The organism is Algibacter sp. Ld11, from assembly GCF_045066735.1.
In the GTDB taxonomy this organism is placed as follows: domain Bacteria; phylum Bacteroidota; class Bacteroidia; order Flavobacteriales; family Flavobacteriaceae; genus Algibacter.
Window position 1 is genome coordinate 124,263 of the sequence record NZ_JBISHH010000011.1, and the last position, 26,939, is coordinate 151,201.

Below are 26,939 nucleotides of genomic sequence, written 5' to 3' on the forward strand. Positions count from 1 at the left end.
TTAAACTAAATAAGTACTTTTGCAAATATTTTAAATTTTCAGTGTAAAAGGCTGAAAAACAATAAAATTTCACATAAAAAGGACTCTTAAACACAACACAACACTAATGAGCAACGAAAAAACCATTAAATCGGCACTAATTTCTGTATTTAGTAAAGACGGATTAGAACCTATTGTAAAAAAGTTAAACGAACAAGGCGTGACCATATATTCTACTGGTGGCACCGAAAAATTTATTAACGATTTAGGCATAAACGTTGTTCCTGTTGAAGATGTAACCTCTTACCCTTCTATTCTTGGTGGCCGTGTAAAAACACTTCATCCTAAAGTTTTTGGAGGTATTTTAAACAGACAAAACCATGATGGTGATGTTGCTGAATTAGCTGAATACGACATCCCACAACTTGATGTTGTTATTGTAGATTTATATCCATTTGAAAAAACAGTAGCTTCTGGAGCAAGTACTCAAGATATTATTGAAAAAATTGATATTGGAGGGATTTCTTTAATTCGTGCAGCAGCTAAAAATTATTCAGATGTTATTTGTGTATCATCAGTAGATGATTATGCTGAATTTTTAGACATTATTTCTGAAAATAACGGAAGTATTTCTGAAGAAAACAGAAAACGTTTTGCAGGAAAAGCATTTAATGTATCTTCTCATTACGATACGGCTATTTTTAACTACTTCAACCAAAACAATGAAGAGACTGTTTTAAAAATTAGCGAAACAAATGGTAAAACATTACGTTACGGAGAGAATCCACACCAAAAAGGTTTTTTCTTCGGAAACTTTGATGAATTATTCACTAAACTGCATGGTAAAGAGTTAAGCTACAACAACCTTTTAGATGTTGATGCTGCAGTGAATTTAATGAACGAATTTAAAAACGACGCACCAACATTTGCTGTTTTAAAACACAATAACGCTTGTGGTTTAGCCCAGCGCGACACATTACACCAAGCTTATGTAGACGCATTGGCAGGAGATCCTGTCTCTGCTTTTGGAGGCGTTTTAATTAGCAACAAAGAAATTGATTTAGCTACAGCCGAAGAAATACATAAATTATTCTGTGAGGTTGTTATCGCACCTTCTTTTTCTGCGGAAGCGCTAGAAACTCTTAAAGGTAAAAAGAACAGAATTTTATTAGAAATACATGATATTGACATGCCGCAAACAAACGTTAGAAGCTGTTTAAACGGTGTTTTAGTACAAGACAGAAATAATATTACAGATCAGGCTGAAGATTTAAAAACAGTAACAAACTTAGCGCCAACTAATTCGCAAGTTGACGATTTAATATTTGCTTCTAAAATTTGTAAGCATACTAAATCTAATACTATTGTTTTAACAAAAAACAAAACGCTATTAGCGAGCGGAACCGGACAAACTAGCCGTGTTGACGCTTTAGAACAAGCCATACACAAAGCGCAAACCTTTAAATTTGATTTAAACGGAGCTGCTATGGCAAGTGATGCTTTTTTCCCTTTTCCTGATTGTGTGGAAATAGCTAAAAACGCTGGTATAGCTTCGGTAATTCAACCTGGTGGATCTATTAAAGATCAATTAAGCATTGATTATTGTAACGATAATAATGTAGCTATGGTAATGACTGGAACACGCCACTTTAAACACTAAATTTTTATGGACGGTTTAAGCTTCACTTTTAAACAGAAGATAGTTTAAACCGTCCATAATTAAATAAAATACGTATAACCTACGAATACTTTTGGTAAACCGAATTTTGCACACTTTAAAACTCTAAATATTTAGTAACTTTTAGTACTTTTACGAGATTCGTTTTTAAACCACAATAAATTATTAATAGCACATGGGATTTTTTGACTTCCTTACCGAAGATATAGCCATAGATTTAGGTACCGCCAACACACTTATTATTCATAATGATAAAGTTGTTGTAGATGCACCATCTATTGTGGCACGAGATAGAATTTCTGGTAAAATTATTGCCGTAGGGCAAGAAGCCAGTTTAATGCAAGGTAAAACCCATGAAAACATTAAAACTATTCGCCCTTTAAAAGACGGTGTTATTGCAGATTTTGATGCTTCGGAACAAATGATAAGTATGTTTATTAAAAACATACCAGCATTAAAAAAGAAGTTTTTTACTCCAGCATTACGTATGGTAGTTTGTATTCCCTCTGGAATTACAGAAGTAGAAATGCGTGCTGTAAAAGAATCTTGTGAGCGTGTTAATGGTAAAGAAGTGTACTTAATTCACGAACCTATGGCTGCGGCTATTGGTATTGGTGTAGATATCATGCAACCAAAAGGAAATATGGTTGTAGATATAGGTGGTGGTACAACAGAAATTGCTGTCATTGCACTTGGTGGTATTGTTTGCGATAAATCGGTTAAAATTGCAGGTGATGTATTTACAAACGATATTGTTTATTACATGCGAACACAACATAATTTATATGTAGGTGAACGCACTGCTGAAAAAATAAAAATTCAAATTGGTGCTGCTACTGAAGATTTAGAATTACCTCCAGAAGACATGAGCGTTCAAGGACGTGATTTGCTAACAGGAAAACCTAAACAAGTATCAATTTCTTATAGAGAAATAGCAAAAGCTTTAGATAAATCTATTTTACGCATCGAAGATGCCGTTATGGAAACCTTATCTCAAACGCCTCCAGAATTGGCCGCAGATATTTACAACACGGGTATATATTTAGCCGGTGGTGGTTCTATGTTACGTGGTTTAGATAAGCGTTTATCTTTAAAAACAGATTTACCGGTTTACATTGCCGAAGATCCGTTACGTGCTGTTGTGCGTGGTACTGGTATCACACTTAAAAACTTACCTAAATACAAAAGTGTATTGATAAAATAAAAGCATAAAATAGGTCTATAACCCATGCAACAGATTATTAACTTTATAATAAGAAACAAAAACTTTTTGTTGTTCTTGTTGCTGTTTAGCATTTCTATTGTTTTTACAATTCAGTCACACTCCTATCATAAAAGTAAGTTTATTAATTCGGCTAACTTTTTAACAGGTGGTGTTTACAATTCTGTAAATAATATTTCAGATTATTTTAATTTAAGATCTCAAAATAATCTATTAGCAGAAGAAAACAAACAACTAAAATCCCTTTTGTATAATAAAGCTACAAAAGATTCGACTTACATAGATAGCTTATCGTTTAACAATAAATACAAATTCACCTCGGCTAACATCATCAAGAATAGTTATGCCCTATCAGATAATGTTTTACTATTAAATAGAGGTAAAAATGATAGTATTCATGAAGATTTTGGAGTTATAACAAGTAAAGGTATTTTAGGGATTGTAAATAAAACAAGTAAAAATTTCGCAACCGTTATTTCAATATTAAATACAACTAGTAATATTAGTGCTAAGTTAAAAAAGAGCAACCACTACGGTTCGCTAAAATGGAACGGAAAAAACTCAAGAATTACACAATTAGTAGATATTCCAAAAATTGCAAACTTTAAAACAGGAGATACTATTGTAACATCTGGACTTTCTTCTATTTTTCCTAAAGGTATTCCCATTGGTACAGTGAGTGATTTCAAATTGGATAACACCGAAAATTATTATGAAATAAATGTATTGTTGTTTAATGACATGACGAATATTGAGCATGTTTACATTATTAAAAACATCAATCTACCTGAAATTAAAAACCTTCTAAACGGCATTAGCAATGAATAGTTTATTTTTCGCCCAAGCTAGTCGGTTTATAATACTCGTTCTTTTTCAAGTATTAATTTTCAACCACATTAATTTTTTAGGATATATAAACCCATACATCTACATTTTATTAATTGCTTTTTTCCCAGTTAGAAACAATCGCATCGTCATTATTCTACTTAGCTTCTTCTTAGGCCTTTCAATCGATTTATTTCTTGATACTGGTGGTATTCACGCAGCGGCGTGCGTATTTATAGCATACATTCGCCCTATTCTATTAAAATCCTCTTTTGGTATGATTTACGAGCACCAAACCATTCGCTTTAACGCCGTAGATTTTGGAGCCAAACTCACTTATATTGCACTACTTACCATAGTACATCACCTCGTTTTGTTTAGTTTAGAAATATTTAACTTTTCAAAAATAATTTTAATCCTTCAAAAAGCGTTATTCTCAAGTATATTCAGTATTATATTGATTATATTAATTACAATTATTTTTAGTAGAAAAACGAAATGAGGCAATTTTTACTTTTTATTTCCATCATTCTTGTTGGTGTTTTATTTATTTCTAGGCTTTTTTATCTTCAAGTGTACAGCTCGAATTCAGATAGCTTATATGATGATAACGCCATTAGAAAAGTTTGGGACTACCCTAAACGCGGTTTTGTTTACGACAGAAACGGCGAACTCTTAGTTTCTAATCAACCATCTTACGATGTCATGGTTATTCCACGAGAAGTTGAACCTCTTGATACCTTAGAGTTTTGTAATCTATTAAAAATTGACAAAGAAAAATTTATAAAAACATATAACAAAGCGCGTCATTATTCTCCTAGATTATCTTCAGTATTTGTTTCGCATTTATCAAAATCTGATTATGCGGTACTTCAAGAGAAAATGCGAAAATTTAAAGGATTCTATATACAAAAACGTTCACTTCGGCATTACGAAACAACAATTGGAGCCAATGTTTTAGGTGATATTGGCGAGGTAAATAATGCTATTATAAACCGAGACGATTACTATAAAATGGGTGACCTTATAGGGAAGCAAGGTATTGAAGCTTCTTATGAGCAAACATTGCGTGGCGTTAAAGGTTTAAAATTTATTCAAAAAGACAGATTTAACCGTAACATTGGCCCTTATAAAGATGGCAAATTCGATATTATTCCCGAACAAGGTAAAGACATAAAAATCACTATCGATGCCGACTTACAAGCTTACGGCGAATTACTTATGCAAAATAAACGTGGTGGCGTTATTGCCATAGAACCATCAACTGGGGAAATTTTAGCGATGGTTGCTGCTCCTACCTACGACCCAAATATTTTAGTTGGAAGAAACCGCTCTAAAAACTTTACAAAACTCTATAATGATTCTATAGCAAAACCTCTTTTCAACAGAAGTTTACAAGGTGTTTACGAGCCAGGATCTCCATTTAAATTAATGAACGCTCTAATCGCTCTACAAGAAGAAGTTATTGGTCCTGATGAAACTGTTACCTGTTACGGAGGTTATAAATACGGAAACCGCTTTATGAAATGCCACTGCCATAGTGGAACTAGAAACGATATGATTTCGGGTATACAACGTTCATGCAACGCCTATTTTGCTACCACTTACAGAAAAATTTTAGATAAAAACGGTAATGCTTCCGATGGTATTGACGCTTGGAGCAAGCATGCCAAAAGCTTTGGTTTAGGCGAATTTTTAAATAACGATTTATTTGTTGGCCAAAAAGGCCGGATACCAGATCGAGATTATTACAAGCACATCTACCCTAACACGTTCTACTCTACTTATACCATTTCTAATGCTATTGGTCAAGGAGAAGTTGCGACAACACCTATTCAATTAGCTAATATGGCAGCTGCTATTGCAAATCGTGGCCATTACTTTACACCACATATTATAAAAAGTATTGAAAATGAAACACTCCCCGAGCAATTTACAAAACCCAAAGTAACCACTATAGACAAACAGAATTTCGAACCAGTTATCGAAGGCATGTTACAAGTTTATAAAAAAGGTACTGCTGCTTCTTTACAAGTTAAAGATATTGACATTTGCGGAAAAACAGGGACCGTAGAAAACTTTGTTAAAATTGATAGTGTAAAAACACAACTTACAGATCATTCTATATTTTTAGCTTTTGCACCAAAAGATAACCCAAAAATAGCAATCGCTGTTTTTGTTGAAAACGGATATTGGGGCAGTCGTTTCGCTGGGCGTATTGCTAGTTTAATGATTGAAAAACATATTAAAAAGGAAATTACCCGAAAAGATTTAGAAGAATGGTTATTGAAACATAGTTTAGAAAATGAATACGCTAAACCTTATTCTGGCGAACCATTTAAAATTAACGGACAAACAAGCTTACAAATTGTTGAAGACCAAGAATACAATAGACTGAAAACAGAGCTGAATAAAATCAATAAAACAGCAAATTAATGGTTAGAGATACTAACAGGCATTTTAAATTCGACTGGATTACTATTTTCCTTTTCTTTCTTTTGGTTGGTTTTGGCTGGCTTAATATTTTATCAGCATCACACACCGGAACCACACTAAATTATTTCGATCTTTCACAACCCTTCGGGAAACAACTAATTTTTATTTTTCTAACCTTTGGTTTAATAATATTGTTACTAGCCATAGACGCGAAGTTTTATGAACGCTTCTCCAGTGTAATCTATATTATTTCTATGCTCTCACTAGTTGGGTTGTTTATATTCGGTAAAAACGTAAACGGAGCCACCTCTTGGTATGCCATTGGCGGCATGACCTTACAACCTAGTGAGTTTGCAAAAACAGCCACAGCATTAGCGGTTGCCAAATACATTAGTGATCTAAATACTAACATTAAAAATTTTAGCGATCAAATAAAAACATTTGCTATAATTATTACTCCAGCCGTTTTAGTATTACTGCAAAACGATACTGGGAGTACCATTGTTTACGGTGCTTTCTTTTTTGTTTTGTATCGTGAAGGCTTACCTAAATATTATTTAACACTTGCCGTTTCAGTCATACTGCTTTCTGTTTTATCTTTAAAATTTGGAGCTATTGTTACATCAATTATTGCTATTATTATCGTGATTTCTTATCATTTTCTAAGTAAAAGAAAACTTAGAGTTTATCACCTAGCACTTATTATAATAGCGGCATTAGCCGTTTCATTTGGAGTAAAATTTTTCTATCAAAGCGTTTTACAACCCCACCAACAAGACCGTATAAGTCTTTGGTTACGTTTAGAAAAAGACCCTGTTAAACTTCAAAAAATGAAGCAAACATTTGCCTATAATCTAAACGAATCGGAAAAAGCAATAAGCTCCGGCGGAGTTTCGGGTAAAGGCTTTATGGAGGGTACACGAACCACCGGAAAATTTGTACCTGAACAGCATACCGATTACATTTTCAGTACCGTAGGCGAAGAATGGGGTTTTCTTGGTAGCTCGTTTGTAGTTATAGTTTTTGTTTTATTATTACTACGTATATTGCACTTGGCCGAACTACAAAAATCGCAATTCAGTCGTGTTTATGGCTATGGTGTTGCGGCTATTGTTTTTATCCACTTTTTAATTAATATCGGTATGGTTATGGGTTTAATTCCAACTATCGGTATTCCATTACCTCTTTTCAGTTATGGAGGCTCTGGGCTTTGGGCATTTACTATTTTAATCTTTATTTTTATTAAATTAGATTCCAACAAAATAAACGAATGGTAGTTTACTCATCGTTATTTTATTATGTTTACTCTAATGAAAAATAAACTATATACACTTTTTACACTAATTATATTAGCTAGCTGCTCTAGTAGTAAAACGCTTACCGACCAAAGTTTTTCTAAAGAGCAAACGCAGTTAATTTCAATTGCCGATAGCTTAGCACCCATGCGTGTTTTTAAAATAACTAATAAAAAAGATTCACTTTTACTACGTTCGAAAAGTGCATACATAAAACCATCGCCAAACAATGTTGTTTTAAAAACCTTTGTTAGCAGGCTCTACGCTACAGTTAGAGACAGTTTATCTATGGGAGTTGGTATTGCCGCACCGCAGGTAGGCATTTTAAAAAACATTATTTGGGTACAACGTTTCGATAAAGAAAACCACCCTTTCGAGGTGTATTTAAATCCACGAATCACCAAATATTCAACGGAAAAACAATCGGTAAAAGAAGGCTGCTTATCCATCCCCAACCGTAGCGACATGCTTAACAGTCGAGCCTTTTCTATCGATATTGAATATGACACTATGAACGCTGAACATAAAAAAGAAACCATTAACGATTTTACAGCAGTAATATTTCAGCACGAAATAGATCATTTAAGCGGTATTTTATATTTAGACCATCTAGAAAAAGAAGTACGCGACGCCAATAAACCCAAGCTTTAAAATGAATAAAAACTCAATAGGCATTTTCGATTCTGGGGTTGGAGGAACTTCCATTTGGAAAGAAATTAACACGCTTTTACCAAACGAGAACACGCTTTATTTAGCCGATAGCAAACATGCGCCTTACGGTTCTAAAGGCAAAGAAGCCATTGTAGATTTAAGCATAAAAAACACCGAATATCTACTACACAACAATTGTAAAATAATAGTAGTAGCCTGTAATACAGCAACTACAAATGCCATAGATTACCTTCGTGAGCATTATAAAATTCCTTTTATAGGAATAGAACCAGCCATAAAACCGGCAGCCTTACAAACCAAAACAAATGCTATTGGTATTCTAGCAACAAAAGGCACATTAAGCAGTGCTTTATTTTCAAAAACGGCGGGTATGTTTTCAAAAAGCGTTAATATTATTGAGCAAGTTGGAGAAGGTATTGTGGATCTCATTGAAACAGGAAAATTACATTCTCCAGAAATGAAGTCGTTATTAAAAATCTATCTCAACCCCATGATAGCCGCCAACATAGACCATTTGGTTTTAGGCTGCACGCATTATCCATATTTAATGCCGTTACTTCTAGATATACTTCCAAAACACGTTAAAATTATAGATTCTGGCCAAGCCGTAGCCCGACAGACTAAAGCTATTTTAGAACAATATAATTTACTAAACACTACCACAAACGGAGCTGAAAACATGTTTTTAACTAACGGAAATCCGGATACCATGCATGCTCTTTTAAACAAAAAATTTAATATTGAAATTGCTGATTTCTAATTAACAAAACAATCAAATTGTCATCGTATTTAAAATGTATATTATTAAAGATAAAGTAAGTCAGTTATTGAAGTATTAAAACTTTAGCTCCATTTTATAGAATACACAGCACTAGGTTATATTCAAATAATAAAGGTCTCAATAATTTTAGTTCAACAAATTACTCCTTAAACCAACTCGAATATTTTATGTAGTTTTCGGCAATGCGGTTTATTTCTCCTGATATTAACTCTTCACTTATATCTTTAACTTTCTTAGCAGGTACACCAGCGTAAATACTACCCGATTCAACACGTGTGTTTTTAGTAACAACAGCTCCAGCTGCAATAATACTGTTACTTTCAATAACGCAATCGTCCATAATTATACTCCCCATACCAACTAAAACATTATCTTGAATAGTGCAGCCGTGTACAATAGCATTATGCCCAATAGACACATTATTACCTATGGTTGTTGGCGATTTCTGGAAGGTAGCATGTATTACAGCTCCATCTTGCACATTTACTTTATTGCCCATTTTGATGTAATGAACGTCTCCTCGAATCACGGCACTAAACCAAATGCTACATGCATTTCCTACGGTAACATCCCCAACTATTACAGCATTTTCGGCGATATAACAGTCGCTTGGCAACTTTGGTGTTTTTCCGTTTATTGTTTTTATAATGGGCATAATTTATTAAATTTTATAGGTTACGCTTTCGCGGAAATAATATCGTGAACTTATTTAAAATATGATAGTAAATGAGCCTTTTTCGATGCAGAAACCATTATTTCTTTTCCGTTACTAAGTAAAACACTACCTCCCTTTCCCTTCAAATATTTTACAACTTCGTTTACGTTTACCAAGTATGATTTATGCACACGAACAAAGCCAGAATTGCTCAAAGCGTCTTCAAAATACTTAAGCGTTTTACTCACCAATTTCTTTTTATTGTTGCTTAAATAAATTTCAGTGTAATTATCATCGGCTTTGCAATACAAAATATCAGCTGTTTCTAGAACCTCAAAACCATCGAGCTGCGGAATAGTAATTTTACCCGTAATACTATTTGTTTTAGGTACTAATATTTCATCTTGTAAAGCATTTTCTTTAATCTTAATTTCTGCAACGTAATCAACAGCTTTTATAAGTTCGTCAATAGAAATAGGTTTCATTAAATAATAGCTCGCATGGGCATTTAAAGCCTCTATTGCATAATGATTGTATGCGGTTACGAATACGGTTTCAAAATTAACATCGCCTACCTTATCTAGCAAATCAAAGGCATTTCCATAAGGCATTTCTACATCTAAAAACACTAAATCTAAATCGTTGTTTCGAATTAAAACCAACGCTTCCTCAACGTTCGACGCTTCACCTAAAATAACAACATTTGGACAATATTTTTTTAAGTAATTCTTTAGAATCTCTCGACTAGTTTCTTCGTCTTCAACAATTATTGAGGATAATTTCATATCTCTAAATTTGATTTTTTAAATATAAACGTTTAATCTTTTTTTAGGGTTACACTAACTTGTGTTCCCGTATCCTCTTCATCTTGAAAATTACTAATAGAAACATCCACTTTATCTTTGTACATCGTGTTTAAGATAGACACACGCTTTTTAATATTACCCATACCTTTTGAGTTTTGTTTTTGCTGATGCTCAGTTTTTAATGCTTTAGATTTTTCACGACCAATACCATCATCTGTAATGCTAATAGTTATTTCATCCGGTTTGGATTGCGCGATTGTTATTTCTAAACTTCCCTTTGTTTTTTTATAGCGTAAACCATGCCATACGGCATTTTCTATATAAGGTTGCAATAACATAGGCGGGATAACAAAATCGTTCACATTTATGTTCTCATCTACTCTAATACTATAATCAAATTTATCTTTAAACCTAAAATGCTCTAGCTTAGTATAAAGTTCTAATAGCTTTATTTCTTTTTCTAAAGGAATAAAATCTTGCTCACTATTCTCTAAAACAGCTCGCATAAGTAGTGAAAAATCGGTTAAATATTTATTGGCCGTTCGCTCATCATTAGATGCAATAAAACTATTAACAGAATTAAGTGCATTAAAAATAAAGTGCGGATTCATTTGACTGCGTAAGCTTTTCAATGCTAATAAATTATTTGCTAAACGTTGTTGTTTTATATATTTAAACATAAAAAAAGCACCCAATAATAACAAAACTAAACCTCCAATTAATGAATAAATAATAAGTTTTTGACGTTTGGTTTGCTCGGTTGAAAGTTGGTATTTACTTTCTGATAATTCGCGATCGCTTTCTAAACTAGTTATTCTGTTTTGCTTACTTACGAGCTCTTTACTAAAACGAGCCGCTTGCGAAATTTGTTGCTCTTTTTTTGCATAAACCTGATCTACTAAATCTACATAATCCTGAAAAGCTTTTAAAGATTTCTCATAATCTTCTGCAGATTCGTAAACTTCAGAGAGCTTTCTTTTAGCATCTTTTTTCACTATTAAATCCTCTTTACTTTCTGCTTCTTCAATACTTTTTTCGAGATAGCTTATTGCGTTTGCCACATCGCCTTGAGAAGCATAAGCATTCCCTATTTTATAATTTTGTTTTTGCGGTGTTAATGCACTTTCATTATCGAAGACCGAATCGGTTTCAATCTCATTGATAGTATTGAGTGCTTCTTTCCTTAGTTGAATTTCTTCGGAATAATCATTAATATCATTTTGAAAATCGGCTACTTTTAATTTTTCAGAAACAGCGCGTTTTTTATTTTCACTATTTGCCAAGTTAAGCGATTTGTAGAAAAACCCTTTGGCCTTGTCTGAATCTCCTTTTGCGCTGTAAACCTGAGCTATTTTAGAGTTTAAATCGGTTTCCTTAGGCTTTATTAAATGTGTTTTCGCTATAGATAACCCTTCGGTATAATATTCAATAGATTTATCAAAATTCTGGATTAACAAATACACATCGCCCAAACCTTCATAAAGCGACACTAATTGCCAGTTGGTAAGTTCTCTTTTGTTGATGGTCTGATAGACCTGAATACTTTCTTGATAGTTTTTGTTGAACTTATAAGCATTTGCCAGTTTTAAAGATACCTCATTAGTTTCTGTACTTTGCATGCTTATTCGGTAGTTATACACAGCTAAATCGTACTGTTTCCAATACAAATACACATCCCCTAAAGTTTCGTATGCTATACTGTTTTCTTTAGCAGAATTGGTTTCTAACAAAGCATCAGAAATAAACTGAATACTTTTTCGAGCATCTTTTTTTAAATAGACATCTGCAGAATCGATAAGCGATTTAAAAGATTCAGGATTACTACGAGACCGCTTACTATATTTAGAGAAAACCTTATCGACATTGTTCGTTTCCACTTGCACCTCTATGCGTTCGTTACTTTTAATGGTATAATAAACGGTTTCAAAATCTTTATACCTAATAGTAAGCTCATCACCTATTCGAACTTCAATTCGAAAATCGCCCATAATGTCGGTTGTAGCATATCCGCCTCCATTAACTTCAATGTTTACATCGGAAATGGGTTTTCTAGTATCACTTTCTATCACAGAACCCCGCACTGTAAAGCGTTCTCCTTTTGTATTAAATGTATTACTAATCTGCGCCTTTGTAAAAGTACAGCATAGTAAAACGCTTAAAATAGTGATATGTTTAAATAAAGTCTTCATTATAATTTTTACAATGATAAACTTACGCACTTTACTTGGTATAATAAAATGATGCTTTTAGAAAAAAGTGTCTTTTACCAACCAAAAAGTTGCCTTTACTCATTTAAAAGTTAATATCACGTATTTAAATGCCTCCCTTACTCATTCTCATTTTATTCTTCAGTTAATTGATTTTAGCTTTACAGTATTGAAATCTTTCTCATTAAAAAAACAAAAACACTATGAAAACGCACTTAAAAACAATAGCCTTTTGCACTGCATTAATTGGTTTCACTTCTTGCAATGCCAACACAAAAAAACAACCTGAACTTTATGCTGAACATAGCGTTGAGCGCGAAGTTGAAAATAAAATGAACCACGAAGCATCTAATAAACAATTTATTAAGGTGGCTCTTTTATTAGATACTAGTAATAGCATGGATGGATTAATAGACCAAGCTAAGGCGCAGCTTTGGGATATTGTAAACGAATTGTCGTATGCTAAATGTGGCACCAATAAACCAAACTTACAAATTGCATTATATGAATATGGAAATGATAATTTAAACGCAGACAAAGGCTACATTAAACAGGTTTTAGCCTTTAGTGATGATTTGGATGATATTTCTAAAGAGCTATTCTCGTTAACTACAAACGGTGGGGAAGAATATTGCGGACAAGTTATTCAAACTTCTTTAAGCCAATTAGAATGGGGCAAAAACCCAGACGATTTAAAACTTATTTTTATCGCAGGAAACGAAGCCTTTACACAAGGTAAAGTAAATTACCAAGATGCTAGCGCAAATGCTAACGAAAAAGATGTTACGGTAAATACCATTTTTTGCGGAAATTACAGACAAGGCATTTCTAGCAAATGGAAGGCTGGTGCGGAGTTAACACAAGGCGATTATATGGCGATTGAGCAAAATACTAAAACAGTACATATAGCATCACCTTATGACGATGCGATTTTAATTTTAAATAAAAAACTAAACAACACTTACGTAATTTACGGCGTAAAAGGCCAACGCAAAATGGAAATGCAGGCTGAGCAAGATAAAAACGCCGCAGGTTACAGTAAAGCAAATGCTGTGAGTAGATCTGTGAGTAAAAGTTCACACTTATACAAAAACAAATCGTGGGATTTGGTTGATGCAGATGAAATGGAAGAAGTTATTATTTCCGACTTAAAAGACGATGCATTACCGACTGAATTAAAAGGAAAATCTGCTAATGAAATTAAAAGCTACATTGAAATCAAACGCAAGGAACGTACACAAATTCAAAATGAAATACAACAACTAAACTCTAAACGTAAAGCCTATATTTCGAAACAAAAAATAGAAGGCGAAAACGGTTTAGAAAATGCCATGACGAATGCAATAAAGGCTCAAGCTAAAAAGAAAAACTATAGCTGGAATAAATAAAATACCGGCATAAATCTTTCTAAAAAGAGTAAATCCCACCAAAAATTGGCGGGATTTACTCTTTTATAATGAATTCTAATAAAAATTATTTTTAATTAACTGCTGGACAGTTACAGTGGTAAGCTTCTTTTCTGCAATTAAAATTATACCCTAATGTAAATTGATGAAACCCACCATTTGTGAACACCAAAGAATTAGACTGATAGGTGTAGGTATAAGCGAACATAAACTGATTATAGTTTACACCCAAAATTGGTGTTATTTGCTGTAGCTTTTGACTTTTAACCGAATTACTTGTTGTTAAGTATTCTGCACCATCAGTACTTTGACGATATGAAATACCACCCCAAACTTTCCCGAAATCCATTTGCTTGTAAGCCTTAGCATTAATATCAATACCGCCCTCTTTTGTAGCATCACGATATTGAAACATTAACGACGGCTCATAACTCCAAGAACTACCATATTTACCAAAAACAGCACCTAAGGAAAACAGGTATCGTCTTAAGTTACTTGTAATATTTTGGTCGCTATTAATTCCTGAGTTTTTAACTAAGTTCTTTACTGTACCATGTGCATAAAAATCTAAAAATTGGTAAGAAAACCCAAAATCTAAATTAAAGTTTGTTTCGCTTTGCACCGTACCATCAATAATTGGATCTGGACCATCGAAAAGAAAAGAAGTTTCATCTAATTTATACTGAATAATTCCAGCACTTAAACCAAAAGAAAGCATGTTTAAATCTACTGGAGACCTCGAAAACATAAGATGATGTGCATAAGTTGCATAGGCACCCGTTTGAGAATGATATCCATTTTTATCGGTATACAAAATACCACCAACTGCAGATGGCGTATCTCCAATACGGCTATTTACACTCATAGTCATTAACTTCGGAGCATCTTCTTGCCCAAACCATTGTTGACGCGCCGTAAGACGTAACTTAGCACAATTTGCAGCACCAGCCATCGATGGATGGATTAAATAATAATTATCGGTTAGATAATCTGTATAAATTGGTAATCCTTCTTGAGAAGTTGCCATGTTGGAAAATAACATGCTTGCAATTACCACAAAACTAAATTTTAATCTCATAACTTGTACACGAGGTATTTTTGCTATTATAAACGCCTTCATTATCAAAAAATTATAGCCTCAAACTTAATAGTAAATCATTACTTAGTTCTCTCCTACAATCGGGCAACAAAACTCAAATATATGGATATCTAAAGTTTTCTTTTAGTATTTTTGTAAAAAAATAGTTAAAATGAGTAATTTCAAGGTTTCTGTTAAAGAAACATCTAACGATAGCATAGTAAAATTTGAGTTAAATCAATTCATTACACAGCACCAAAGTTTTGAATTTAATAATATAGACGAAGCTAAAAAATCGCCTTTAGCGCAGCAATTATTTTACTTACCATTTGTAAAAAAGGTTTACATATCTGGTAATTTTGTTGCTGTTGAGCGTTATAGCATTGTAGAGTGGACAGACGTCCAAGATGAAATGGCCGAACAAATAGAAGCCTATTTAAATGATGGCGGTGTTGTAGTTGAAGAAACTGCTGTATCTAAAAAAGTTCCTGTTACTGTCTACGCAGAAAGCACACCAAACCCTGCTGTAATTAAATTTGTAGCTAATAAAAAAATTGTAGCTGCACTTTTTGAGTTCACTTCTATTGATGAAGCTAAACTTTCACCTTTGGCAACCGAATTATTTCATTTTCCTTTCGTGAAAAGTGTTTTTCTTGACGAAAACTATGTATCTGTCACAAAGTATGACATTGCAGAATGGGGAGAAATAACATTAGAACTTCGTGAATTTATAAGAAGTTATATTGAAGACGGAAAAGAAATTGTTGTGCCCGAAGCTGTTGAAACTTTAAAAAAATCTACAGAACAAGTAGATACACATTTTGATACGCTCGACGACACCTCTAAAGAAATTATAAATATTCTTGAAGAATATGTAAAACCTGCCGTAGCTAGTGATGGAGGAAATATCCAATTTATTTCTTACGATGAAGACACCAAAAATGTAAGCGTACTTTTACAAGGTGCTTGTAGCGGTTGCCCATCGTCTACTTACACTCTAAAAAGTGGTATTGAAAACATGCTAAAAGAAATGCTTCCAGGAAAAGTAGCAATGGTAGAAGCTATTAATGGTTAATAGTGACGTTTTAATTTATTTAGGGTCTTACTTAATAACGGTCTCTGTTATTGAGACAACTATTTTTTAACCCAATAAATTAAACATTATGGCAGTATTAAAAGTAATTGAAGTATTAGCAAACTCAGAAAAAAGCTGGGAAGATGCAACTAGAAAAGCAGTAAAACACGCAGCAAAAAGCGTGAAAAATATTCGTTCTGTATATGTTCAAGACCAAAGCGCAAGCGTTAAGGATGGTGAAGTAGCAGATTTTAGAGTAAATTTAAAAATAACTTTTGAAGTAAACTAAAAGTTATACTTAAAATAAAAAAGCATTCTATAATTTACTTAGGATGCTTTTTTTATCATTTTAACTTTAAGCTGACTTATAAAAAAAAAGGACTAAATACTATAGGTAATTATTTTACTAACTTTAACAAGATTTAATGGTACAACTTTAACATATTGTTGCAACTAAAATAAAAACTTAATATGAAATCCTTAGCACTTATTTTCACCTGCTTTGTTGCCATAGAACACATTTACTTTTTAACTTTAGAAATGTTTTTTTGGACAAAACCTAGAACCATAAAATCATTCGGGATTAAATCGAAAGCATTTGCCGAAGAAACTAAGGTTTTAGCGGCAAACCAAGGCTTGTATAATGGCTTCATTGCCGCTGGCATTCTCTTTGCGGTTTTTATAGAAAATCAAGCATTTATCCATTTCTTTTTAATATGTGTAACTATTGCAGGAGTTTACGGCGCTTATTCAACCAAACAGCCTAAGCTTTTTTACTTTCAGTCTATCCCTGCCATTATTGCGCTTATATTAAGTATAGCTTAAAACATTTAATATTTTTTTATCATTATAAATTAATTAAACAACATTATAGTTTTTAATTTTGCAAAACAAAAAATCAACAAAAATTATGGATTTAGAAAACATTGACACAGAAAAATGGATTGCTCTAGCGGCAGATTATGGCATTAAAATTATTGGCGCCATTGTCATATGGATTATTGGCTCTTGGGTTATTAAGAAAATATTAAAGGCAGCCGAAAAGGTAATGTCTAAAGGAAATTACGATGTAAGCCTTCAAAAATTCTTATTAAACTTAGCTGGCTGGGGATTAAAAATTGTTTTAATCATTGTTGTTCTAGGTACCGTTGGTGTAGAAACTACATCTTTTGCAGCCATTATAGCAGCAGCAGGTTTAGCTGTTGGTTTAGCTTTACAAGGTTCTTTAGGGAATTTTGCCGGAGGTGTTTTACTTATGATTTTTAAACCTATTAAAATTGGTGATTTAATTGAAGCTCAAGGTGAAATTGGAGTTGTAAAGGAAATTGAAATCTTTACTACAAAATTAACTGGCCTATCTAATAGAGAAATTATTATTCCAAACGGATCTTTATCAAACGGAAATATTATCAATTATACTACAGAAGGAACTCGTCGTGTAGACTTAACGTTCGGTGTTGGTTACGACTCTGATATTAAGAAAACAAAACAAGTACTTATGGATGTATTAACATCGCACCCTAAAGTATTACAAAACCCTGCTCCTACTGTAAATGTATCGGAATTAGCCGATAGCTCAATTAATTTTGCTGTAAGACCATGGTGTACAACTGCAGATTACTGGGATGTTTATTTTGGTATTACTGAAAATGTAAAAGAAGCTCTTGATGCGGCTGGAATTGAAATTCCTTACCCACACCAAGTTGAAATACATAAAGAAGGATAAGCATTTAGTTTAAAACTTATTAATTTAAAAAGCCCTGATGGTTAAAACTATCAGGGCTTTTTTTTATATTCAAAATAAATAATTCTATTATTTTTTCTTTGGCTTTAAAGCCACAAAATCTTTTAAATAATAAGGTTCAAAATAAGCCACATCTTCAAAATCATTATTTTGATATTTTTTAAAAGCCAAGGCACTCATTTCATTAGCCGATGGTAATTTATCTTCAATAAAAATGGCATTCAGGTTTGTAATAAGTGCTTTTGTTTTATCAACACCATTTCCTATAAAATAGACTTTTCCGTTCTGTAAATTTTCCGCGAAAGCGTTTTCATCTAAAATCTGAGCTTCAGTTGTTCTTATTTCATTATAATTAGAATCGTAAATAGCAGAATACACTTCCATACGTCGGGCATCTAACATACTCACAATAACACCATTTTCTAATTGCACTTTATAAGCAAGAGCTTCTAGTGTTGGTACAGAAATTAAAGGTTTACCTAAAGCGAAACAGAGCCCTTTTGCTGTAGAAACTCCAATACGCAATCCCGTATAAGATCCTGGGCCTTTACTAATCGCTATCGCGCTTAAATCTACAGAATCAATCCCAGCTTCTTTTAAGGCTTCGTCTATATAAACATGAAGTCTTTCGGCATGCGAATAACTTTTATCGTTATCTTCTTTTAAAACAATAGTTTCACCATCTTTTGCAATGGATACCGAGCAATTTGTAGTTGCTGTTTCTATATTTAATATAAATGTACTCATGTTTTCATTTTCATTGGAATTGCAAAAATATTGTTTTTATTATTAGAAAAATATTACTACTCTATAAAAAGTAAAAAGGCTATCATTTATTTAAAATGACAGCCTTAATTTATTATTTAAAATTGAGAACCGAGAACTATTTTACTAACGATTTACCCATGTAAAAATCTAATACTTTTGTTTTGAAAACGAAATCGTATTTAGCATTAATTAGCGAAGATTCTGCATTTATAAGTTGCACACGAGCTTGCTCCAAATCGAAAGCAGTTAGCACACCAATATCAAAACGCTCTTTAGAGTTATTAAACGCTAAATTTTGAGATTCTAAGGATTTTTTTGCTGCCAAATACGCTTTTAAACCTGCTTGAGCATCGGTATAAGCACGCTGGATATTAGACTCTAAATCAATTTTCGCCTGTTCTAAACGAAGCTTAGAATTATCTTCTTGAATTTTAGACTTTGCAACATTTGTTTTATTTTGAAATCTAGAAAAGATAGGAATGCTAATACCTAAATTAAAACTGTGTCCTTTATTCGTATTTAATTGATCTAAAAAAGCTTCTTCGTTATTAGTTAAATTTGAATAAAAGGCATTAGTACCAAAACCGTAACTTAAAGATGCCGACGGCAAGTAACCTCCTTTAGAAATTTCGGTATTTAACTCTGCACTTTCAATATTCTTTTCCGCAATTTTAATTTCATTTCTATTTTCTAAAGCATAATTTAAAACAGGATCTACGCTGTTGTACATTACCGCTTCAGAAGGTGAATTGATATCAATTATTTCTACATTAAACCCATTGTAAGGCACTTGTAAAAGTTGTGATAATGATAATAATGCTAAATTGAAATTATTTTCCGCTAAGGTTACTTGTTGCTCGTCACGACTTAAAGTAGCTTCGGCATCGTAAATATTAGCTGCAGGCTGTACTCCAGCATCAACTAAGCTTTTTACTTGATTTAGCTGTTTTTCACTAAACAGTATTTGTGCCTGAGCGGTTTCTAAATTTTCTTTATTAAAAAGTACATTTAAATAGGCGTTTACAACATTAAGCGAAATATCGTCTTTAATTCTGTTAAGTTCTAAGCCATTGGTTTCGCGGTTTAACAATGCAGATTTTTTGTTATTTAAATTTCTAAAACCATTAAAAACCGTTTGAGAAACACTTAAACCAACATTAGTAGAATGACTGGTTCTATTCGCGAAAATACCTTGAGCTACTAAAGAGGTTCCTAAACTTAAACCTTGAGATGTACTTGCACTTAATGATGGTAAAAATTGTCCTTTTGCGGCAATTATATCCTGATCGTTTGTCAATAGTGTATTTTCTGCTTGCTTTATGGTAATATTATGTTCTAAAGCATGACTTACGCACTCTTGCAAAGTCCAAAGTTTTTCCTGAGAAAAAGATGTAACCGCAGCGCACATAACAGCACAAAACATAAGACTTTTAAAACCTTGTAACTTGGTGTTTTTAGTTTTCATCTTCGTCCTCATCTTCGTTATCTTTTGATGCTTTATTCCAAACCTTAATCTTATCGCCTTCTTTAACGCCTTCTAGTATTTCTACATTTATACCATCAGACAGACCTAACTCTACGTTTTCTTTACGGTATTTGTTATCTCCTTCAGATATTTCAACAAAAGGTTTTTCTGTAATTCTATTATACTGCAGTAACGCTTCTCTAATAGCCAAAACACTATCCTTAGCTTCAATGTCAATTTCTGCATTAGCGCTATACCCTGCCCTAATATTTGTAGTAGAATCTATTTCAACATCAGCTTTAATAGTAAACTGTACCGCTCCGTTTTCTTCAATGCCTTTTGGAGCAACAAACGTTAATTTTGCAGGAAATTCTTTGTTTGCAATAGCTCCTAAAACAACTTTAATCACCTTACCTTCTTTTAATTTTCCTACTTCGGCCTCATCAACTTTACCTTCAAAAATCATTAAACTCATATCTGCAATAGTGGCAATAGTTGTTCCTGCATTAAAGTTATTACTTTGAATTACTTGATCGCCTTCTCTTACCGGAATTTCTAAAATAGTACCAGGAATTTGAGCAACAATATTTGTGTTTGCCGAGCTTCCGCCAGAAATAGAACCTTGTTTTATAATTTGATAATCGTTTTGCGCTTGTCCGTAAGTTTCTTTGGCTTGATTGTAACCTAACTCACTGTTCTCAAAATCTTGCTTAGAAATAACACCTTTTTCGAAAAGAGCTTTGTTTCGATTGTACAATACTTTTGAGTTCTCAAAAGATAATTTAGTAGATGATATACGGCTACTTGCGCTTACCAAACTTTGCTCGTTTGGTACCACTCTAATAGTAGCAATTAAATCTCCTTTTTTAACCTTGTCTCCTTCTTCAACTAAAATCTTATCTACAATACCAGGAATTTGAGGTTTCAATTCAATCTCCTCCTCTGGGTTTAATTTCCCTGTGGCAACTGCTTTTGTATTAATTGATGTGTAAAAAGGTGACTCGACCTTAAACTCTTCAATACCTTTAGAATTTGCATCCTTAAAATACTTTAATACTAAGGCTAATAGTAAGATGACTACTATTACTGCAATAATTTTTACTGTTTTTTTCATTTTTTTGATTGTTTATTCTTCTCTTAAAGCTTCTATTGGTTTAATACTTGTTGCTTTTGTTGCTGGAATTAAGCCTATTAAAGTACCTAAAACGACTAATATCAATAAGGCTGTAAATACTACACCTATAGATACAGATGCGTTTACTAATGCAGCATCGGCTCCCTGACCAAAAAGATTATCGAGGAGTATTAAAATTAAACCTCCGGAAATAATACCAAACAGGCCTGCTACTAATGTTAAAAACACAGCCTCGACAACTATTTGTCTTTTAATCTCGAATGGCGTTGCACCTAATGCACGACGCACTCCAATTTCTTTAGTACGCTCTTTAACGGTTATTAATAAAATATTACCAATAGCAAAAACACCTGCTATTAATGTGGCAATACCCACAAACCATGTTAAAAATTGCATACCGGTTAAAAAGCCCGTCATTTTAGAAAACTCTTTTCCTAAATTAAAACTTCCGAATGCACGCTTATCTTCTGGGTGGATATTATTTAAGTTTTTCAGTAATAATTTAGAATCTTCTTCTATTTGCTTAATATCATATTCTGGTTTTCCAGTAATCATCATCCAACCTATACGATCGCCTTGATTGTAAATTTGTTGATAGGTAGTAAACGGAATGTGCATATCTGTAGATGGCCCCATATTAACGTTACCAGAATCGAACATTCCAACAACTTTAAAATTAATATCATTAATAATTAAATAGGTTCCAATAACTTCGGCATCTTTTTCATAAAGCTGTTTATAAGCGTCTTCTGAAATGACTACAATCTTTTTATTGTCATCAATATCATTCTGATTGATAAAACGGCCGTGTATTAATTTTTTCTTTTGAAGTTGATCTAAAAGCGGATAATCGCCTGCCATTTGAAAACTACCAGATAAAAAGTTTTTTGTAACCGTTGCGCTTCTTTGATTTCTAGGAAGTACAAACTCGATACCTTCAACATTTTCTTCTATTTTTTTAGCGTCGGATAATGATAATTTAACCTCTCGACCTTCTTGAAAACCCTTAAAAGGTTTCCCAGTACTTTGCCCCCAAACAAAAACACTGTTAGTTGCAAAATCTCCAAACAACACGTTAAAAGAATTCTCTAAACCACGTGCAGAACCTAGTAAACCAATAAGTAATAAAATACCCCACCAAACACCAACCATGGTTAAAATAGACCTTAGTTTGTTTTTGCTTAAGCTATCGAAAACTTCTTGCCAGGTATCTTTCTCTAGTAAAAATTTAAACATAGTTAATCGTTTCTTAAAGCTACAATGGGCTTAATTTGTGATGCTCGTTTTGCTGGTAAATACCCTGCAATGGCTCCCGCAACTATTAATGTAATGGTTGCTCCTGCTACTAAGCTGTTACTTACTCCTGGTTCTTTTATAAAATAATCTTTTAAAACCGGTGTGGCGAGTTCTAAAACACCAACACCTACCAATAAACCCACATATCCTGCAATAGCCGTAATTATTATAGATTCTAATAAAATAATAGAAACAATAGATCTTGGTGATGCACCTAGTGCTTTACGAATACCAATTTCCTTGGTGCGCTCTTTAACAATAAAAATCATGATATTACTAATACCAACAATACCTGCAATTAAAGTTCCAAAGCCTATAACGAGTATAATTATGGATAAACTGGTAGTCATCATATCCACCTGCTTTGTACCTTGAGCCATATTTCTGATACGAATAGCTCGTTGATCGCTACGGGCCACATCAAATTTTTCTTTTAAACTTTTTTCTATTGAAACACCTAAAGCAAGTGCTTCTGTAGAATTCATTTCCGGATTGTAAGTTAGATGTATTAAATCTACCAAATCGTTATTACCATAAACGCGTTGTATAGTTGTAATTGGCATGTAGATAATACTTTCTTCACTATCACCTTCATCATCAGTAAAAACGCCCACTACTTTATATTGAATTCCGCTAAGGTTAATATATTTTCCAATGGCAGTTTCTTTAAAGAATAATTCATCTTCAACCTTTTTACCAATAACAACTACTTTCGTTTTATTGATTAAATCGCTTTGGTTGATATATCGCCCTTCCTTAACCACATTGTTTTCAATAAACATATACTCGGGATAAACACCACGAAGTTGATAACTATTCTTTTCGCCTTTGAAAGAAGCATTAACACTTTTATTTACCTTAGAAGTAATAAACTGAACTTTATTGCCATATTTTTCCTTTATAAATTCGCGATCTTCATTTTTAAACTGAATTCTTCTACCAACCTGCATCCCTTTATTTGCCTTGGTAGTTCTTCCTGGAAAAATAATAATGGAATTATTGGCATCGGTACCAAAAGCCTCCTGAAAGGTGTTTTGTAAACCGTTTGCTATACCAAACAAAATAGCAAATAACAAAATAGCGAAAGCCACCGTAAACCCAGAGAGTAAACTCCGAGTTCTATTCATATTAATACTTTGGAATATTTCTCGCCAGAGATCTAAATCAAACATATAACTTGGCTCTTACTTGTTCAACTTTTCTATCTTCAATAATAACCCCATCACGCAGCCTAACATTACGTTTACACATGGCTGCTATATCTTCTTCATGAGTAACCATTAAAATTGTTTTTCCTTCATCATTAAGATGCTGGATAAAATCCATTATTTCATGAGATGTTTTGGTATCCAAAGCTCCCGTTGGCTCATCGGCCAATAATAATTTAGGATCTGCCGCTAAAGCCCTAGCGATAGCCACACGCTGTTTTTGCCCTCCGGAAAGTTCTTTAGGTAAATGCTTTGCCCAATCGGCTAAACCTACTTTTTCTAAATGAAACATAGCCAACTCCAAACGCTCTTTTCGCTTCATACCTTGGTAGTATAAAGGAAGCGCCACGTTTTCGAGTGCCGATTTGTAATTTATTAAATTGAATGATTGAAAAATAAAACCTAAAAACTTATTTCTATAAACTGCTGCTTTCTTTTCGGTAAGATTTTTTATTGGTAAGCCGTCTAGAATATATTCGCCTTCATCAGCTTCATCCAACATACCAATAATGTTCAGTAATGTAGATTTCCCAGATCCAGAAGAGCCCATAATAGCCACCATTTCTCCTTTTTCTACCGATAAATCGATGCCTTTTAAAACATGTAAACTTGAATCTCCTATGGGATAGGATTTGTGCAATTGACGGATTTCTAACATATGTTTTGATTGATTGATAAAATCGTTTCTCTTTTGGTTAAAAACAACGACTTTATAGTAAGACTACTCAAACAAAGAAATGTTACAATATTCGATAAAAAAAATAATTATTAATTTTTTAACAGCATCAAAAACAAAATAGAAATCTCAAAATCAAATAATTACACTTCTTTTTTATTATACTTTTTATATATCGCAAAGGCTATTCCTGCAACTAAAACATAAGGTATTGCCATTAAATACACAATGCCATCATTTATACCTTTGGCCGCAGCTCCAGTCTCTTCACTTTCTAAAACAGCTCTACACATAGCGCATTGTGCATTGGTTTCTAAAAAGAAAAACAGTGTAAACAGAAAAAATATTATTTTAGTTTTCATAGTATTTAGAAAATAAATTAACCTAACAAATCGATTACAGTTTAGGCTTACTTATCGAAAGGCACTAATAATAAGGTGAAATCATTATAAAAACAACCACACCAGATACAGCCACGTACAACCAAAGCGGAAAAGTAATTTTAGCAATTTTACGATGCTTTTCAATGTTATTTGTAATAGCTCGAGCATAGGTGATTAGCACAAAAGGAATAACAACTATAGACAGTAAAATATGCGTTATAAGTATAAAGTAGTAAACTACACGGGCCATGCCTTCCCCACCATATTTAGTAGAATCACTCGTCATGTGGTAAGCAACGTACATCACTAAAAAAATCAAAGATAGTAGTATGGCAAACTTCATTAAACGTTCATGAAGTTTTACCTTTTTATTTTGGATAGCAATAAAAGCCAATACCAAAACAAGAGCTGTTAATGCATTAACAGACGCATAAATGGGTGGCAGAAACACAGGTAATTCCGCATCAATTTTAACGCCAAATAAAATAGCTACAACCACAGGTATTGCTACAGAAAGTACAATAATAAGTTTATTGTATTTTTTATCGTCTAAAGTATTGTTATCGTTATTCATTCAATAGTTTTTTAATATCTGCTTTTAACGCGCTAATTTCTTCTTTTACGCCATCGTCATCCACTTTCTCAGACTCCGACACTACACCTCTGTAATATATAATAGGGTTGCCATAATCGTCTGTTCGTGATCTTATAAATCCATTTTTATCAATTAAAGCAAAATTACCAGAATGCTCAAAGCCCCCAGCCACATTTTCAGCTTCAGCCGCATACAAGTTAAAACCTGTATTAGCCAACTCATAAATAGTTTCTTTTTCACCAGTCATTAAATTCCAATTTGGGTTGGTTATACCGTATTTTTCAGCGTAAGCCTTTAAAACCTCTTGTGTATCATGACTCGGATTTATAGTAAATGATGCTACCCCAAAATCCTCAAACCCATCAAAAGTATTTTGAATTTGCACCAAATTCATACTCATTCTTGGGCAAATAGTTGGGCAGGTTGTAAAAAAGAATTCTATTACATATACTTTACCTTCGTAATCTTTATTGGTAACCGTTTTACCATCTTGATTGGTAAATGCAAAGGCTGGCACTTTTTTAGCTTCTCCATTAATTTCAATAAACGCTAAATCGGAAACTTTTGGAACCACCTGCTTTTGATCGCTTCTTCCTGATTGTCTCGAAATATCGTTATTAGAAACGCGATCTACAATTTCTGGGATAAAAATAATTCCAAAAACTAAAATCACGAAAGCGATCCCAATGTATGAGTAGTTATTCTTTTTCTTCATGTTATAAAATTATTTTATACTACCTTTTAAATCACTTGCTCGTCTAATATCCGAATTAAACTCGCCTTTACGCTTTTGTCTATACTCAGTAAATACAATACGTAAATCGTCGCTCATTTTATTCTTAACTTCTGCAACTTCAATACAATTATATCCGTTTAGCCCGTAAACTGGACTGTTTTTCTCCAGTTCCTTATCAGTTCTATCATCTAAGCGACCACGTTGGTTTAAATCTTTATCAATAATAAAAACATCTGCCGTAGACAAATCGGGATTTAAATCCGTCTTACTTTTCAAACTAAAATAAACACGTTTAATATCCGCAGGATCACCGTAAACAAAATGCCAGAACCTAATATCATCATACGAGTTTATTTCCGCTTTAAGCTTCTTAACAGCTTCCTCTGTTCCTTTAGGCATTAGTATTACTAACTGAAACTTTTTAAAACCCTTAAACTTATCGTAAATCAGCTCCTTTAAGTTAGATGCTTCAATCGCATTTTTCATCGGGTCATTACCTAAAAAACCCAAAACAGTAATATGATCTTTTAAAACAACAGGCTCATCGGTATCCGATGTAAAGGCATCTATATCCAAAACCTGATCTTGTACAATGTCTAAAGGTTGATAGTTATGTGTAGAAGGATATAAAATCAATAAAAACGCAACAGGAAGAAAAAATAAAATTCCTAATACAGCATAGCGACCCACTTTTTTTCTATCCATAACTTACTCGTTTTCGGCTTTATTTAGCATGTTGCAAAAATAAAAAAAGACGGCCTAAAAACCGTCTATACTTTGTTAATTTATCTTAATAACATTGCTTAAAAAAAAGATCC

The 26,939-nt window shown here is 33.0% G+C and carries 27 protein-coding genes; 13 read left to right on the top strand and 14 right to left on the bottom strand.

The genetic code is table 11. From position 1 onward, the window contains the following. Positions 1–106: 106 nt before the first annotated feature. The 8 genes from purH to murI all read left to right on the top strand — a co-directional run bounded on the left by purH (position 107) and on the right by murI (position 8,867). Positions 107–1,639, top strand: a complete 1,533-nt coding sequence (gene purH / locus ACJJV4_RS05955; protein WP_405292545.1) for a bifunctional phosphoribosylaminoimidazolecarboxamide formyltransferase/IMP cyclohydrolase — start codon at positions 107–109, stop codon at positions 1,637–1,639. Between the two features lie 193 nt (positions 1,640–1,832). Next, positions 1,833–2,861, top strand: a complete 1,029-nt coding sequence (locus tag ACJJV4_RS05960; protein WP_405292546.1) for a rod shape-determining protein — start codon at positions 1,833–1,835, stop codon at positions 2,859–2,861. A 24-nt stretch (positions 2,862–2,885) separates the two neighbouring features. Further along, positions 2,886–3,707: a rod shape-determining protein MreC gene (gene mreC / locus ACJJV4_RS05965; RefSeq protein ID WP_405292547.1), complete on the top strand. Its 822-nt coding sequence runs from the start codon at positions 2,886–2,888 to the stop codon at positions 3,705–3,707. Beyond that, positions 3,700–4,206, top strand: coding sequence for a rod shape-determining protein MreD (locus tag ACJJV4_RS05970; protein WP_405292548.1), 507 nt, complete (start codon positions 3,700–3,702; stop codon positions 4,204–4,206). Before mreC ends, ACJJV4_RS05970 begins: the two co-directional genes overlap by 8 nt. Then, a complete protein-coding gene (mrdA, locus tag ACJJV4_RS05975; protein ID WP_405292549.1) occupies positions 4,203–6,140 on the top strand; it encodes a penicillin-binding protein 2 in 1,938 nt (645 codons plus the stop codon). The genes ACJJV4_RS05970 and mrdA overlap by 4 nt, the downstream gene beginning before the upstream one ends. After that, positions 6,140–7,417, top strand: a complete 1,278-nt coding sequence (rodA, locus tag ACJJV4_RS05980; protein WP_405292550.1) for a rod shape-determining protein RodA — start codon at positions 6,140–6,142, stop codon at positions 7,415–7,417. The genes mrdA and rodA overlap by 1 nt, the downstream gene beginning before the upstream one ends. 33 nt (positions 7,418–7,450) lie before the next feature. Next, positions 7,451–8,086, top strand: coding sequence for a peptide deformylase (gene def / locus ACJJV4_RS05985; RefSeq protein ID WP_405292551.1), 636 nt, complete (start codon positions 7,451–7,453; stop codon positions 8,084–8,086). Between the two features lies 1 nt (position 8,087). After that, a complete protein-coding gene (murI, locus tag ACJJV4_RS05990) occupies positions 8,088–8,867 on the top strand; it encodes a glutamate racemase (protein ID WP_405292552.1) in 780 nt (259 codons plus the stop codon). Positions 8,868–9,027: 160 nt separating this feature from the next. Here the strand turns inward: murI and ACJJV4_RS05995 are convergent, their stop codons facing one another. The 3 genes from ACJJV4_RS05995 to ACJJV4_RS06005 are packed head-to-tail and all read right to left on the bottom strand — an operon-like array spanning position 9,028 to position 12,538. Beyond that, entirely contained in the window at positions 9,028–9,543 is a 516-nt protein-coding gene (locus ACJJV4_RS05995; RefSeq protein WP_405292553.1) for a gamma carbonic anhydrase family protein, read from the bottom strand. Positions 9,544–9,593: 50 nt separating this feature from the next. Then, complete coding sequence (locus ACJJV4_RS06000; RefSeq protein ID WP_405292554.1) at positions 9,594–10,328, bottom strand: LytR/AlgR family response regulator transcription factor; 735 nt, start codon at positions 10,326–10,328, stop codon at positions 9,594–9,596. 32 nt (positions 10,329–10,360) lie between these two features. Next, positions 10,361–12,538, bottom strand: coding sequence for a histidine kinase (locus ACJJV4_RS06005; RefSeq protein ID WP_405292555.1), 2,178 nt, complete (start codon positions 12,536–12,538; stop codon positions 10,361–10,363). A gap of 221 nt (positions 12,539–12,759) precedes the next feature. Here ACJJV4_RS06005 and ACJJV4_RS06010 point away from each other — a divergent pair, with 221 nt between their 5' ends. Continuing rightward, positions 12,760–13,944 (top strand): vWA domain-containing protein, encoded by a 1,185-nt coding sequence (locus tag ACJJV4_RS06010; protein ID WP_405292556.1) that lies wholly within the window; start codon positions 12,760–12,762, stop codon positions 13,942–13,944. Positions 13,945–14,035: 91 nt separating this feature from the next. Here ACJJV4_RS06010 and ACJJV4_RS06015 read toward each other — a convergent pair whose 3' ends face one another. After that, a complete protein-coding gene (locus ACJJV4_RS06015) occupies positions 14,036–15,040 on the bottom strand; it encodes a type IX secretion system membrane protein PorP/SprF (protein WP_405292656.1) in 1,005 nt (334 codons plus the stop codon). Positions 15,041–15,212: 172 nt separating this feature from the next. Here ACJJV4_RS06015 and ACJJV4_RS06020 point away from each other — a divergent pair, with 172 nt between their 5' ends. From ACJJV4_RS06020 to ACJJV4_RS06035, 4 genes are all read left to right on the top strand, one after another. Beyond that, on the top strand, positions 15,213–16,115 hold the full coding sequence (locus tag ACJJV4_RS06020) for a NifU family protein (RefSeq protein WP_405292557.1): 903 nt from the start codon (positions 15,213–15,215) through the stop codon (positions 16,113–16,115). 88 nt (positions 16,116–16,203) lie between these two features. Then, a complete protein-coding gene (locus ACJJV4_RS06025) occupies positions 16,204–16,404 on the top strand; it encodes a dodecin family protein (protein WP_405292558.1) in 201 nt (66 codons plus the stop codon). A 182-nt stretch (positions 16,405–16,586) separates the two neighbouring features. Then, positions 16,587–16,940 (top strand): DUF1304 domain-containing protein, encoded by a 354-nt coding sequence (locus ACJJV4_RS06030; RefSeq protein WP_405292559.1) that lies wholly within the window; start codon positions 16,587–16,589, stop codon positions 16,938–16,940. A gap of 85 nt (positions 16,941–17,025) precedes the next feature. Next, positions 17,026–17,841, top strand: a complete 816-nt coding sequence (locus ACJJV4_RS06035; RefSeq protein ID WP_405292560.1) for a mechanosensitive ion channel family protein — start codon at positions 17,026–17,028, stop codon at positions 17,839–17,841. 87 nt (positions 17,842–17,928) lie between these two features. On the opposite strand, the gene tsaB is transcribed toward ACJJV4_RS06035, so the two are convergent. The 10 genes from tsaB to ACJJV4_RS06085 all read right to left on the bottom strand — a co-directional run bounded on the left by tsaB (position 17,929) and on the right by ACJJV4_RS06085 (position 26,826). After that, positions 17,929–18,606 carry a tRNA (adenosine(37)-N6)-threonylcarbamoyltransferase complex dimerization subunit type 1 TsaB gene (gene tsaB, locus ACJJV4_RS06040; RefSeq protein ID WP_405292561.1) on the bottom strand — a complete coding sequence of 226 codons (678 nt, stop codon included), beginning with the start codon at positions 18,604–18,606 and terminating at the stop codon, positions 17,929–17,931. A 136-nt stretch (positions 18,607–18,742) separates the two neighbouring features. After that, on the bottom strand, positions 18,743–20,092 hold the full coding sequence (locus ACJJV4_RS06045) for a TolC family protein (RefSeq protein WP_405292562.1): 1,350 nt from the start codon (positions 20,090–20,092) through the stop codon (positions 18,743–18,745). Then, positions 20,082–21,206: an efflux RND transporter periplasmic adaptor subunit gene (locus tag ACJJV4_RS06050; protein ID WP_405292563.1), complete on the bottom strand. Its 1,125-nt coding sequence runs from the start codon at positions 21,204–21,206 to the stop codon at positions 20,082–20,084. The genes ACJJV4_RS06045 and ACJJV4_RS06050 overlap by 11 nt, the downstream gene beginning before the upstream one ends. Before the next feature lie 12 nt (positions 21,207–21,218). Beyond that, a complete protein-coding gene (locus ACJJV4_RS06055) occupies positions 21,219–22,463 on the bottom strand; it encodes an ABC transporter permease (protein WP_405292564.1) in 1,245 nt (414 codons plus the stop codon). Between the two features lie 2 nt (positions 22,464–22,465). Next, positions 22,466–23,650: an ABC transporter permease gene (locus ACJJV4_RS06060; RefSeq protein WP_405292565.1), complete on the bottom strand. Its 1,185-nt coding sequence runs from the start codon at positions 23,648–23,650 to the stop codon at positions 22,466–22,468. A gap of 37 nt (positions 23,651–23,687) precedes the next feature. Beyond that, entirely contained in the window at positions 23,688–24,389 is a 702-nt protein-coding gene (locus tag ACJJV4_RS06065; RefSeq protein ID WP_405292566.1) for an ABC transporter ATP-binding protein, read from the bottom strand. Between the two features lie 161 nt (positions 24,390–24,550). Next, a complete protein-coding gene (locus ACJJV4_RS06070; protein ID WP_405292567.1) occupies positions 24,551–24,769 on the bottom strand; it encodes a hypothetical protein in 219 nt (72 codons plus the stop codon). A 64-nt stretch (positions 24,770–24,833) separates the two neighbouring features. Further along, positions 24,834–25,364 (bottom strand): DUF420 domain-containing protein, encoded by a 531-nt coding sequence (locus tag ACJJV4_RS06075; RefSeq protein ID WP_405292568.1) that lies wholly within the window; start codon positions 25,362–25,364, stop codon positions 24,834–24,836. Then, positions 25,357–26,100: an SCO family protein gene (locus ACJJV4_RS06080; RefSeq protein WP_405292569.1), complete on the bottom strand. Its 744-nt coding sequence runs from the start codon at positions 26,098–26,100 to the stop codon at positions 25,357–25,359. Before ACJJV4_RS06080 ends, ACJJV4_RS06075 begins: the two co-directional genes overlap by 8 nt. Before the next feature lie 9 nt (positions 26,101–26,109). Continuing rightward, on the bottom strand, positions 26,110–26,826 hold the full coding sequence (locus ACJJV4_RS06085) for a hypothetical protein (RefSeq protein ID WP_405292570.1): 717 nt from the start codon (positions 26,824–26,826) through the stop codon (positions 26,110–26,112). Positions 26,827–26,939 lie beyond the last annotated feature (113 nt).

Coding starts and splice junctions, on each gene's coding strand:
- ACJJV4_RS06015 (WP_405292656.1), bottom strand. CDS start 15,040: ATGAGATTAAAATTTAGTTTTGTGGTAATTGCAAGCATGTTATTTTCC.
- murI (WP_405292552.1), top strand. CDS start 8,088: ATGAATAAAAACTCAATAGGCATTTTCGATTCTGGGGTTGGAGGAACT.
- ACJJV4_RS06030 (WP_405292559.1), top strand. CDS start 16,587: ATGAAATCCTTAGCACTTATTTTCACCTGCTTTGTTGCCATAGAACAC.
- mreC (WP_405292547.1), top strand. CDS start 2,886: ATGCAACAGATTATTAACTTTATAATAAGAAACAAAAACTTTTTGTTG.
- ACJJV4_RS06045 (WP_405292562.1), bottom strand. CDS start 20,092: ATGAAAACTAAAAACACCAAGTTACAAGGTTTTAAAAGTCTTATGTTT.
- rodA (WP_405292550.1), top strand. CDS start 6,140: ATGGTTAGAGATACTAACAGGCATTTTAAATTCGACTGGATTACTATT.
- ACJJV4_RS05960 (WP_405292546.1), top strand. CDS start 1,833: ATGGGATTTTTTGACTTCCTTACCGAAGATATAGCCATAGATTTAGGT.
- ACJJV4_RS06075 (WP_405292568.1), bottom strand. CDS start 25,364: ATGAATAACGATAACAATACTTTAGACGATAAAAAATACAATAAACTT.
- purH (WP_405292545.1), top strand. CDS start 107: ATGAGCAACGAAAAAACCATTAAATCGGCACTAATTTCTGTATTTAGT.
- ACJJV4_RS06025 (WP_405292558.1), top strand. CDS start 16,204: ATGGCAGTATTAAAAGTAATTGAAGTATTAGCAAACTCAGAAAAAAGC.
- ACJJV4_RS06000 (WP_405292554.1), bottom strand. CDS start 10,328: ATGAAATTATCCTCAATAATTGTTGAAGACGAAGAAACTAGTCGAGAG.
- ACJJV4_RS06005 (WP_405292555.1), bottom strand. CDS start 12,538: ATGAAGACTTTATTTAAACATATCACTATTTTAAGCGTTTTACTATGC.
- ACJJV4_RS05995 (WP_405292553.1), bottom strand. CDS start 9,543: ATGCCCATTATAAAAACAATAAACGGAAAAACACCAAAGTTGCCAAGC.
- tsaB (WP_405292561.1), bottom strand. CDS start 18,606: ATGAGTACATTTATATTAAATATAGAAACAGCAACTACAAATTGCTCG.
- ACJJV4_RS06035 (WP_405292560.1), top strand. CDS start 17,026: ATGGATTTAGAAAACATTGACACAGAAAAATGGATTGCTCTAGCGGCA.
- ACJJV4_RS06055 (WP_405292564.1), bottom strand. CDS start 22,463: ATGTTTAAATTTTTACTAGAGAAAGATACCTGGCAAGAAGTTTTCGAT.
- ACJJV4_RS06010 (WP_405292556.1), top strand. CDS start 12,760: ATGAAAACGCACTTAAAAACAATAGCCTTTTGCACTGCATTAATTGGT.
- ACJJV4_RS06080 (WP_405292569.1), bottom strand. CDS start 26,100: ATGAAGAAAAAGAATAACTACTCATACATTGGGATCGCTTTCGTGATT.
- ACJJV4_RS06050 (WP_405292563.1), bottom strand. CDS start 21,206: ATGAAAAAAACAGTAAAAATTATTGCAGTAATAGTAGTCATCTTACTA.
- ACJJV4_RS06060 (WP_405292565.1), bottom strand. CDS start 23,650: ATGAATAGAACTCGGAGTTTACTCTCTGGGTTTACGGTGGCTTTCGCT.
- ACJJV4_RS06070 (WP_405292567.1), bottom strand. CDS start 24,769: ATGAAAACTAAAATAATATTTTTTCTGTTTACACTGTTTTTCTTTTTA.
- ACJJV4_RS06085 (WP_405292570.1), bottom strand. CDS start 26,826: ATGGATAGAAAAAAAGTGGGTCGCTATGCTGTATTAGGAATTTTATTT.
- ACJJV4_RS06065 (WP_405292566.1), bottom strand. CDS start 24,389: ATGTTAGAAATCCGTCAATTGCACAAATCCTATCCCATAGGAGATTCA.
- ACJJV4_RS05970 (WP_405292548.1), top strand. CDS start 3,700: ATGAATAGTTTATTTTTCGCCCAAGCTAGTCGGTTTATAATACTCGTT.
- ACJJV4_RS06020 (WP_405292557.1), top strand. CDS start 15,213: ATGAGTAATTTCAAGGTTTCTGTTAAAGAAACATCTAACGATAGCATA.
- def (WP_405292551.1), top strand. CDS start 7,451: ATGAAAAATAAACTATATACACTTTTTACACTAATTATATTAGCTAGC.
- mrdA (WP_405292549.1), top strand. CDS start 4,203: ATGAGGCAATTTTTACTTTTTATTTCCATCATTCTTGTTGGTGTTTTA.